This window comes from Flavobacterium odoriferum, from assembly GCF_025499515.1.
Classification (GTDB): domain Bacteria; phylum Bacteroidota; class Bacteroidia; order Flavobacteriales; family Flavobacteriaceae; genus Flavobacterium; species Flavobacterium odoriferum.
Genome location: NZ_JAMKFA010000004.1, coordinates 1 through 4862 on the forward strand (window position 1 = coordinate 1; position 4862 = coordinate 4862).

General features: G+C 31.4%; 4 protein-coding genes. All 4 read right to left on the reverse strand.

All coding sequences use genetic code 11. From position 1 onward, the window contains the following. Nucleotides 1-494 (reverse strand): hypothetical protein (locus M9Q43_RS04495; RefSeq protein ID WP_262317776.1); only part of this gene is annotated, 494 nt, incomplete at its 3' end. 119 nt (nucleotides 495-613) lie between these two features. Continuing rightward, on the reverse strand, nucleotides 614-2518 hold the full coding sequence (locus M9Q43_RS04500) for an OmpA family protein (protein WP_262317777.1): 1905 nt from the start codon (nucleotides 2516-2518) through the stop codon (nucleotides 614-616). A 10-nt stretch (nucleotides 2519-2528) separates the two neighbouring features. Then, nucleotides 2529-3437: a PorP/SprF family type IX secretion system membrane protein gene (locus M9Q43_RS04505; protein WP_262317778.1), complete on the reverse strand. Its 909-nt coding sequence runs from the start codon at nucleotides 3435-3437 to the stop codon at nucleotides 2529-2531. Between the two features lie 29 nt (nucleotides 3438-3466). Continuing rightward, nucleotides 3467-4862: gliding motility-associated C-terminal domain-containing protein (locus M9Q43_RS04510; RefSeq protein WP_262317779.1), on the reverse strand; the 1396-nt coding region annotated here is incomplete at its 5' end.

The following is a 4862-nucleotide window of genomic DNA, read 5'->3' on the forward strand; positions in this document are numbered from 1 at the left end:
TATGCAGTTTTTTTTATCATTTTTTTAAGTAATTCAGCAGTTTCATTATAATTTGTTAAATTATCTAAAACGAATTCATCTTCAGTAAAATTAACTCCTCTGCCAGCGAATAATTCTTCTGATTCGCCAAGAATTATATATCCACGATTATTTCCACAATTTTCATATGAAGCAGTTTGTAGACTTTCAATAAATTTTGATTTTATAATTTTATCATTTTGGATAAACAAAATTCTTTTTGATGTTATAACATAAGTTGAAAGAGTATTTTTATATCTTATTACTACAGCTCTTGAAAATATAAATAGTACAATTGCACTAAAAAGAATGAAAAAATAATTACCACCAGCAAACCCAACGTAGATGGAAATTGTCATGAAAAAGATAAAAGCTAATATTTTGAACAAATCATAAGTATGCATAAGTAATCCTTTTTTAGAATTAACTATTTGCTTAATCGTTTCGTCATTGTTTATTAAGTGATTATAATTCACGAGATAATTTCTAAAATTGCATATAACTAGTAAATAACATCAAATATATAAAATTTTTACTACATAAAAAAGCAGCTATTCCTTTCAAAATAACTGCTTTTTTATTGTGGTTTAGGTGTTTACATTTTTATAACAATGAATTCACTTCGTCTATTTTTTTGGTGTTCTTCTTCACTACACGGTACATCGTCGGCACAGTTGTTTAGCAATTGGTTTTCACCATATCCTTTGGCGGTTAATCGGCTTCTACTGATGCCGTTTTTCACCATAAATTCTAAAGTAGATTTTGCTCTTCGGTCAGATAGTAATTCATTGTATTTGTGCGTTTGACGGCTATCGGTATGCGAACGAATGTCGACAACCATAGTTGGATATTGTTTCATCACCGCTATAATTTTTTCTAAATCTTCTGCAGCATCTGGTCGAATATTCCATTTGTCTAAATCAAAGTAAATAATGCTGATGTTCAATACTTTTGCTAAATCGGTTCCTTCTTCAATTGGAATAACATTGCGTTTTAATTCAATATCTAAATTCGATGTTCCGGTTGTTTTATTTGAAGTAAAGGTTTTTTCAGCCGTTTCGTATTCTTCTTTTGAAGCTCTTACATAATACTTTTTATCGCAATCCAATTGGAATTCATAATAGCCTTTCTCAGACGAAGTCGTTTCGCTTACTTTGTTCATGTTTTCGTCAAATAAAACCACTTTTGAATTGGGTAATATAAGTTGAGTGTCAATATCTTTGATTAATCCGCTTAAAGTATACGTGCAAATTGTAAAGGTGTAAATGTCATCAAAACCCACACCTTCGTCTCGGTTTGAAGTAAAGAAGCCTAATTTGTCTTTGTTCACATAACCAAAATCGTCTTTTGAACTGTTGATAGGCTTACCAATATTTTGTGGTTTTTGGAACGAGTTGTTAACCATTTTAGCTTCAAAAACGTCTAAACCTCCTAATCCTGGATGTCCGTCTGAAGCAAAGAATAAGTTGTTATCAGCATCAATAAAAGGGAAAGTTTCTCTTCCTTCGGTATTGATGGTTGGGCCTAAATTTTCGGGTGTTCCAAAGTTTCCGTTGGCATCAATAGACACTTTGTATAAATCAGACATTCCTAAACTTCCAGGCATATTTGATGCAAAATACAATGTTTTTTCATCGGGACTCAAAGCTGGATGGGCAGTTTTATAATTGTCATTGTTAAATGGAAGTTCTTTTACATTTGTCCATTCGTTATTGACTAATTCGGCTTTGTAAATTTTTTCTAAAATGCTTTTATCTGTACTTTTTCCTTTTTTTCCATCATTGTAGTTGTTTCGGGTAAAGTACATGGTTTTGCCGTCTTTTGTAAAAACGGGCGAAGATTCATTGTATTTGGTATTGATTTCTTTTGAAAAATTTTCTACACCACCTAATTTTCCATTGTTATCAATTGAAGTTACAAATAAATCTGTAAAATTCTGATTGGTCCAATTGTGAATTTTTGAGTGTGAATTACCTTCACTTCTTGATGATGTAAAAACAACTTGATCACCAAAAAATGAAGGGCCATAATCATAAAATTCAGAGTTTATATCCGTTTTTCCAATAGTATATTTTCCTGAAACGGCATTAATATCTGAAAGATAATCTTTGTTCTGCACGAATAATTTTCCTCTTGAATCTGGAGATTTCTTGTTGAAAAGTTCCATGTATTCATTTGATTTGGTGTAATTTTCTTGCGATTTTAATGCTTGTGCATATCTAAAATAGTATTCAGCATCAACTTCTTGATTAAGCGCAAACAAATCGCCATACCATTTTGAAGCTTTATCTAATTCGCCATTGAAATAGTAAGCGTTTCCTAATTTTTGAAATAAATCAACCGATTTATAACCTTTTTCGGCTACTTTTTCATAAATTTCGATGGCATCGATATAGGAATAAGTGTCGTATTTTTTATCCGCAGATTTTAATTTTCCCGATTGTCCAAAGGAAAAAAATGTGATTCCAATGATGAATAAAATGGTGTATCTTGTTTTCATAATCGTAATTTTAGAAGAATCTAGGTGCAGTTACTCGTGTTCTGTTAAAAAGTTCATAACGAAGGAATATTTCGTGCGAACCTGAATTGTATCGTGCTAATTTAGTAGTTTCTAAATCATATCCGTAGCCAATAAACCAAGAATCCGAAATTTGAAAGCCAGCTAAAGCACTTACGGCTGCATCCCATCGATAAGCTGCTCCTAGTGTTAATTTGTCAAACAATAAAAAATTTGCAGTTACATCAGCTTGAAGAGGAGCGCCTTCAACCATTTTTGTTAATAAGGCTGGTTTAAATTTTAAACTTGGACTTAATTCGAAAACATGTCCAGCTATAAAATAAAAGTGCATTTTTTCTTTTGTAATTTTCACATTATTATCATTATAACGATAGCTCTCAAAGAAATTTGGAACCGATAAACCTACATAGGTATTTTCTGAAAACAAATATAAACCCGCACCAACATTAGGCGAAAACTCAGTATCCACATTTTGAAATTGAGGATCTGTTGGATCATAAATGGTTAGTTTGTTCACATCTAAATTAAATAAATTAGCAGTTCCTTTCAAACCTAAAGATAGTTTATAATTTTCTGAAATCTGAATAAAATAAGCTAAATCTGCAGATATTTCGTTTTCAGATGTTGGTCCAATTTTATCATTTGTAAATGAAATTCCAGCTCCAAAATTTGAATCTCCTATTGGTGTATTTACAGTGAAATTGTTTGTAACTGGTGCACCTTCTAAGCCAACCCATTGATTTCTGTGTAAGAGAAATGCAGTCAAAGTTTCCCTTGAACCGGCATAAGCAGGATTTACATTTGCAGTATTATACATATACTGAGTGTATTGAGAATCTTGTTGTGAATAGCACAAAACATTTAAAATGAATGTACAAACTATGGTGATATAAGTTTTCATCTTGGTCATTTTTTTAGTTGCTATGTTTCTTAACGGTTAAGGTATAGATAGCCCGATTTGTCATGATTTTTATTTTCTTCATCTGTGTATTTCAAAATATAGAAATAAGTTCCATCTGGTAAAAGTTCGTTTTTATTGTAAGTATTTCTACCTTCTGATTTTCCTTTAAATGATTTCAGTGCATTATCATAACCTTGTTCGTCATAAACTAAAATTCCCCATCGATTATAAATTTCTACTGTATTGTTTGGATAACATTCAATTCCGTCAATTATCATAATATCATTTGAAAAATCATCGTTTGGTGAAACAGCGTTGTAAACTGTAATATCACAAGCTGCTAAAACCACACAATCATCGTTTACATTTAAGTAAACTTCAAATATCATTGGACAATCATTGTTTTCCTGACTAACAGTATATTGTAATGTATAATATCCTAAAGTTACATTTTCTGGATTAAAAATATTTCCTGATAATCCACCAGAAGATGTAATCTCAACCCAAGTTCCATCTGTAGGAATTGAATCGTCTAATATAGTAAATAAATCAATTGGGTCTTCTTCAATACAAATTGCGTAAGTAATTGCTTCAAAAGGATTTTCAACTGTTACATTAACAATTTGCGAGAAAGTTGCCTCATTTCCACAATTATCAGAAACCGTCCACACATGAGTAATTGTGTACTCATAAATTGAAATAGTGTTTGTAGTTTCGTTATGAATTACATCAAATACTCCAGAACAATTATCAATAAATTCAGGTGTTGGAGTTGGTGGGATTTCTGAACAAATTACATCAATTTCAGTATCTAATGGTGTAACAATTGTTGGTGCAGCTGTATCAGAAACCGTTATTGTTTGTGAATGAGTTACACTATTATTACAATCGTCTGTGGCTGTCCATGTTCTTATTATTACATATTGTCCAGCACAATTTGAATTACTAGTGTCAATACTATCTGCTACAGAAATAAATACATCATTATCACAATTATCAGAAGCCGTTAAAGTTTGCGCTTCAGGAATAGCATCACATGAAACACTAATATTTGCTGGTAATTCACTTGTGAAAGTAGGAGCAGTATTATCTTCAACAACAATAGTTTGAACTAAATTTGTTGCTAAACCACTACAATCTGTTAAGGTATATGTTCTTGTAACAATTAAAGGATTACCATTACAACCACTTCCGCCATTATTTGTTTCTGAAACAGTTACTGTAACTGTTCCACTACAATTATCAGTAACATCAGTTACTAAGTTAATATCTGCAACAGGTATTTCCGAAGTACATTGTAAATCTAAAATATCTGAAGGTGCAATTCCAGTTGGTGGAGTTGTATCGTCAACAGTAAAAGTATGTACCCAATTGTGCGTATTTCCTTCACAATCGGTAAAAGTATAAGTATACGTTACATTTCCT